Annotated in this window: 4 protein-coding genes; 2 read left to right on the forward strand and 2 right to left on the reverse strand. The window is 66.6% G+C overall.

Annotation, left to right across the window (positions count from 1 at the left end; all coding sequences use genetic code 11):
- On the forward strand, nt 1-1,842 hold a 1,842-nt coding region (locus tag EN738_RS29735), incomplete at its 5' end, for an aldo/keto reductase (RefSeq protein WP_127286758.1).
- Between the two features lie 440 nt (nt 1,843-2,282).
- On the opposite strand, the gene EN738_RS29745 is transcribed toward EN738_RS29735, so the two are convergent.
- Nucleotides 2,283-2,711 carry an Lrp/AsnC family transcriptional regulator gene (locus EN738_RS29745; protein ID WP_127286759.1) on the reverse strand — a complete coding sequence of 143 codons (429 nt, stop codon included), beginning with the start codon at nt 2,709-2,711 and terminating at the stop codon, nt 2,283-2,285.
- A gap of 122 nt (nt 2,712-2,833) precedes the next feature.
- Between EN738_RS29745 and EN738_RS29750 the strand changes: the two genes are divergently transcribed.
- Nucleotides 2,834-3,940 carry a saccharopine dehydrogenase family protein gene (locus tag EN738_RS29750; RefSeq protein WP_127286760.1) on the forward strand — a complete coding sequence of 369 codons (1,107 nt, stop codon included), beginning with the start codon at nt 2,834-2,836 and terminating at the stop codon, nt 3,938-3,940.
- A gap of 168 nt (nt 3,941-4,108) precedes the next feature.
- Here EN738_RS29750 and lpdA read toward each other — a convergent pair whose 3' ends face one another.
- A complete protein-coding gene (lpdA, locus tag EN738_RS29755) occupies nt 4,109-5,521 on the reverse strand; it encodes a dihydrolipoyl dehydrogenase (RefSeq protein WP_127286761.1) in 1,413 nt (470 codons plus the stop codon).
- Between the last annotated feature and the right edge of the window lie 156 nt (nt 5,522-5,677).

A 5,677-nucleotide genomic window follows, 5' to 3' on the forward strand; every position in this document is an offset into this window, starting at 1 on the left:
GCCGACGACGGCGTCGACGCCGTCTATATCTCGATCCCGCATCCCGGCCATGCCGAATGGGCGATCAAGGCGGCTGAAGCCGGCAAGCACGTGCTGTGCGAGAAGCCGCTGGCGCTCACCGCCTTCGAGGCCGACGCCATGATCCATGCCGCGCGCAAGGCCGGCACCTTCCTCGGCGAAGCCTTCATGTACCGGCTGCACCCGCAGACGTTGAAGCTGGTCGAATTGATCAAGTCGGGCGTCATCGGCGAAGTCCGCATGATCAAATCGAGCTTCGGCTTCGCCATGCCGGGCTTCATGCCGGAGCACCGGCTCTATGCTAGCGACCTCGCCGGCGGCGGCATCCTCGATGTCGGCGGCTATCCTGTGTCGATGGCGCGGCTGCTTGCAGGCGCTGCGATCGGGCAACCCTTCGCTGAGCCCGACAAGGTTGTGGGCGCTGCCCATCTCGGCCAGTCCGGCGTCGACGAATGGGCCTCGGCGCTGCTGCAGTTTGGCGACGGCATCGTCGCCGAGGTTTCCTGCAGCATCTCGCTCAACCAGGACAATGTGCTGCGCATTCTTGGCACCAAGGGCCAGATCGAGGTGCCTGACTTCTGGTTCGCCGGTGGCGACCGCGACGTCGGGCCGGGCAGGATCGACCTGATCCGGCCCGACGGGAGCCGCGAGACCATCAGCGTCAACGAGACCCGCCATGTTTATTCCTTCGAGGTCGACGGCGCCGGCGAGGCGATCCTGGCCGGTCGGCAGGAATTCGCCTGGCCGGGCATGTCCTGGGCCGACAGCCTCGGCACGCTGCGCGCGCTCGACAAATGGCGCGCCGCGGTCGGGCTGGAGTACGAGATCGAAAAGCCGGCTAAGCGCGCCAACACCCTCTCCGGCCGGCCGCTGCGCAAGGATGGCAAGGCGATTGCCAAGCGCGCCATTCCCGGCCTGCCGAAGCCGGCGTCCGTGGTGGCGCTCGGCTTCGAGGACTTCCGGACGTTCTCCTCGGGCTCGATCCTGCTCGACGCCTTCTTCGAGGCCGGCGGCAATCTGTTCGACACCGGCTATGTCTATGGCGCCGGCTACACCGAGACGCTGCTCGGACAATGGCTGCGGAGCCGCGGCGTGCGCGAACAGTCGGTTGTCGTCGGCAAGGGTGCGCATTCGCCGCTCTGCTATCCCGACGTCATCGGCAAGCAGCTCGCCCAGTCGCTCGACCGGCTGCAGACCGACCATGTCGACATCTATTTCATGCACCGCGACAACCCGGATGTGCCGGTCGGCGAGTTCGTCGACGCCATGGACGCCGAGGCCAAGGCCGGCCGCATCCGCGGCCCGTTCGGCGGCTCGAACTGGACCATGGAGCGCATGGACGAGGCGATCGCCTATGCCGAGCGCACCGGCAAGCAGAGGCCCGGCGCGCTTTCCAACAATTTCTCGCTGGCCGAGATGCTGGAGCCGATCTGGGCCGGCTGCGTCACCTCGTCCACCGACGACTGGAAGGCCTGGCTGACCGCCAGGCAGATGCCGAATTTCGCCTGGTCGAGCCAGGGCCGCGGCTTCTTCACCGACCGCGCCGGGAGAGACAAGCAGGACAATGAGGAGCTGGTCAGGGTCTGGTACTCCGAAAAGAATTTCGGCCGCCGCGACCGCGCCATCGAGCTCGCCAACCGCCTCGGCAAGAGCCCGATCCATGTCGCGCTCGCCTATGTGCTGGCGCAGCCCTTCCCGTCGGTGCCGCTGATCGGCCCGCGCACGCTTGACGAGCTGGAGGACAGTCTCAGGGCGCTGGATATCAAGCTGTCGGCGGAAGATGTCGCCTGGCTGGACAACGGGCCGGAGCGGCGCAGGGCTTAGGCTGCTTGGGGCGTTGAAAAGGAAGCGCAGCGTTCCTTCGCCCCCCTCTCTGCCCTGCCGGGCATCTCCCCTCAAGGGGGGAGATTGGCAGCTTCGATCCCGGCGCCTTTTCTGCCACATCGGCGATTGGCGAAAGCCGGCGTGACATCTGATCTCCCCCCTTGAGGGGGAGATGTCGCCGAAGGCGACAGAGGGGGTCGGTCCGACCGGGCGCGGCCTGTTCCTTTCCTCTCCCTCCGGAGGGGGGAGAGGTGGCGCTGCGAAGCAGCGACGGAGTGGGGGAAGCCGGTCCTCGAATGCGCTGCCGCTGACAATTCACCGCAGGCTTGAAATAGCAACGGCCGTGCAGGTCGACCCCCACTCCGTCGAGCTACGCTCGACACCTCTCCCCCGATCGACGGGGGAGAGGAAAGGTGCCGTTCACTCGCCTGCCGGCAGTTTCACCGATCGATCCGCGTCGACAGAATAATCGACGACGACGTCCGCTCGACCCCGTCCATAGCGCCGATCTGGTCGAGCAACGCGTCGAGATCGCGGATCGACGGCGCGTCGACGATGACGATCATGTCGAAATTGCCGCTGACCGAATGCAGCGTCCTGACCGGCGGCAGCGCCGCCAAGGCGCGCACCACCTTGTCGGCGAGCTTCGGCGTGACGGTGAGCAGCACATGCGCCCTGACCAGCCCTTGCTCATAGTCGGGCGACAACCGCACGCCGTAGCCAGCAATGATGCCGCGCTGCTCCAGCCGCTCGATCCGGCTCTGCACCGTGGTGCGCGACACGCCGAGCTGGCGGGCGAGCTCGGCGGTCGAGGCGCGCGCGTTGGCGCGCAGCAGCGAAAGCAGGGCCTGTTCGGCATTGCTGATCATTTCGACGATCCTTATCAGCATATTGGTCAAAATGGCACTTCGCTTCGTACAATTCCACGCTTCCTTTCGACAGGCAAGCTGCGATGATTCCCGCCAATTTCGGAATGGCAGGGGTATAGATCATGAAAAAGAACATCGTTGTCGTCGGCGCCGGCAAGATCGGCTCGACCATCGCCGAGATGCTCGCCTCCACCGGCGACTATGGCGTGACGCTCGTCGACCGCTCGGCGGCGCAACTTGCCGCGGCCGAATTGCCCGCCGGTGTCGAGACGCTTGAGATCGACATCGCCGCGCCGGGCGTGCTCGAGGCGGCGCTTGCCGGCAAGTTCGCGGTGCTGAGCGCCGCGCCCTTCCATCTCACCACGCGCATCGCCGAGGCCGCCGCCGCTACCGGCGTGCACTATCTCGACCTCACCGAGGATGTCGTCTCGACCCGCCGGGTGAAGGAGCTGGCGCGCGACGCCGCGAGCGCCTTCATTCCGCAATGCGGGCTGGCGCCGGGCTTCATCTCCATCGTCGCCAACGATCTCGCCAGCCGCTTCGACACGCTCGAGAGCGTGCGCATGCGCGTCGGCGCGCTGCCGCAATATCCGTCCAACGCGCTGAACTACAATCTGACCTGGAGTACCGACGGCGTCATCAACGAATACTGCGAGCCCTGCGAGGCGATCGTCGAGGGCGAGCTGATCGAGGTGCCGCCACTGGAAGAGCGCGAGGAGTTCTCGCTCGACGGCGTCACCTACGAGGCCTTCAACACCTCGGGCGGGCTGGGCACGCTGGCCGAGACGCTGAAGGGCAAGGTGCGCACGCTGAACTACCGCACCATCCGCTATCCGGGCCACGCCGCGATCATGAAGGCGCTGCTCAATGATCTCGGGCTTCGCCATCGCCGCGACGTGCTGAAGGACATTTTCGAGAGCGCGCTGCCGTCGACGCTGCAGGACGTCGTCATCGTCTTCGTCACCGTCTCGGGCCGCAAGAATGGCCGCCTGCTGCAGGAGACCTACGCCAACAAGATCTACTCGAAGCGCGTCGGCACCCTGGTGCGCAGCGCCATCCAGATCACCACCGCCTCCGGCATCTGCGCCGTGCTCGACATGCTGGCCGACGGCTCGCTGCCGGCCAGGGGCTTCGTGCGCCAGGAAGACATCGCGCTCGACGCCTTCCTCGCCAACCGCTTCGGCCGCGCCTACGCTCAGCACGAGATGGAGAGCCGTCTGGCGGGGTGAGCTGTGTAATCTCCCCCCCCTTGAGAGGGAGATTTCGCCGACGGCGACAGGGGGGTCGCTTCGCGTGGAGCGCTAACCTCCATCTGTCGCAAGGGAGGTCGCGTCCGGTCGCACCGACCCCTCTGGCCTGCCGGCCATCTCCCCCTCAAGGGGGGAGATCACACCTTTTCAAATATGCAGCGCCTGACCCAGCGCCTTGAGCGCCGCTTCCTGGAAACCTTCGCCCTGCGTCGGATGGGCGTGGATCGTTCCCGCGATGTCCTCCAGCCGCGCCCCCATTTCCAGCGCCAGGCCGAACGCGGCTGACAGTTCCGAGACACCTTGGCCGACCGCCTGGATGCCCAGCACCAGGTGGTTGTCGGCGCGGGCGACGACGCGCACGAAGCCATCCTCGCCGAGCCTGGTCATGGCGCGGCCGTTGGCGGCGAACGGGAACTGGCCGATCTTGATCTCGCCAGCCAGCGCCTTCGCCTCGTCCGGCGACAGACCGGCGGTGACCAGCTCCGGATCGGTGAAACAGATCGCCGGGATCGAGCGCTTGTCCCAGCTTCTTTTGTGGCCGGCGACGATCTCGGCCACCATCTCGCCCTGCGCCATCGCCCGGTGTGCCAGCATCGGCTCGCCGGTGACGTCGCCGATGGCGAAGATGCCGCGCATCGAGGTGCGGCACTGCTCGTCGATGCGGATGAATTTGCCGGCCATGTCGAGTTCGATTTGGTCCAGCCCCCAGCCTTCGGTGAGCGGCTTGCGCCCGACGGTGACGAGGATCTTGTCGGCGGCGACCTTGGCGTTCTTTCCGTCTGCCGTCTCGACCAGCAGCGAATCGCCCTTGCCGGCCTGTCCCTGGGTCGACACCCCCTTGGCCTTGGCGCCTGTCATCACCTCGATGCCGAGCTCGCCGAGCCGCTTCACCACCGGTCGGGTCAGTTCGGCGTCATATTGCGCCAGCACGCGCGGCAGCGCCTCAACCACAGTGACCTTGGCGCCCATTTTTGCGAAGGCCATGCCAAGCTCCAGCCCGATATAGCCGCCGCCGACCACGGCGAGCTTCTTCGGCACCTCGCTCAACGCCAGCGCGTCCGTTGACGAGATCACCGGGCCGCCGAACGGCAGGAACGGCAGTTCGACCGGCGCCGATCCGGTGGCGATCACCACCGTCTCGGCGCGGATCACCTGGGTGCCGGTCTCGGTCTCGACCTCGACGGTCTTGCCGTCGCGGAACGTCGCCCAGCCCTGCACGGTCTTCACCCTGGCCTTCTTCAGCAGCCCGGCGACGCCGCTGTTCAGCCGGCTAACGATGCCGTCCTTCCAGGCGATTGCCCTGGCCAGATCGAGCGTCGGCGCGGCGACCGAAATGCCGAGCGGGCTCTTGCCGCCGGCCATATGCGCCACCTTCTCGAACTCCTCCGCGGCGTGGATCAGCGCCTTGGACGGTATGCAGCCGACATTGAGGCAGGTGCCGCCCGGCTTGCCCGCCTCGACGATCACCGTGTCGACGCCGAGCTGGCCGGCGCGGATCGCGCACACATAGCCGCCGGGCCCGGCGCCGATGACGAGCAGCTTGCAGGATATTTCTTTCATGATGTGGTCCTTCGATCCGAGGGAACGTTCCGTCGCGATCCTTCGCGCCCCCCTCTGTCCTGCCGGACATCTCCCCCACGAGGGGGGAGATCAGCAGCTTCGTCGTTTCGTTCATTGCTGCAACGGCGGAGATTGGCGAAGCCCGGCATGACGTAC

Origin of the sequence: Mesorhizobium sp. M4B.F.Ca.ET.017.02.2.1, from assembly GCF_003998955.1 — a bacterium.
GTDB lineage: Bacteria > Pseudomonadota > Alphaproteobacteria > Rhizobiales > Rhizobiaceae > Mesorhizobium > Mesorhizobium abyssinicae.

Bases quoted from the DNA above. Each gene is read 5' to 3' on its own strand.
- EN738_RS29745 (WP_127286759.1), bottom strand. From the start codon at position 2,711: ATGATCAGCAATGCCGAACAGGCCCTGCTTTCGCTGCTGCGCGCCAAC.
- EN738_RS29750 (WP_127286760.1), top strand. From the start codon at position 2,834: ATGAAAAAGAACATCGTTGTCGTCGGCGCCGGCAAGATCGGCTCGACC.
- lpdA (WP_127286761.1), bottom strand. From the start codon at position 5,521: ATGAAAGAAATATCCTGCAAGCTGCTCGTCATCGGCGCCGGGCCCGGC.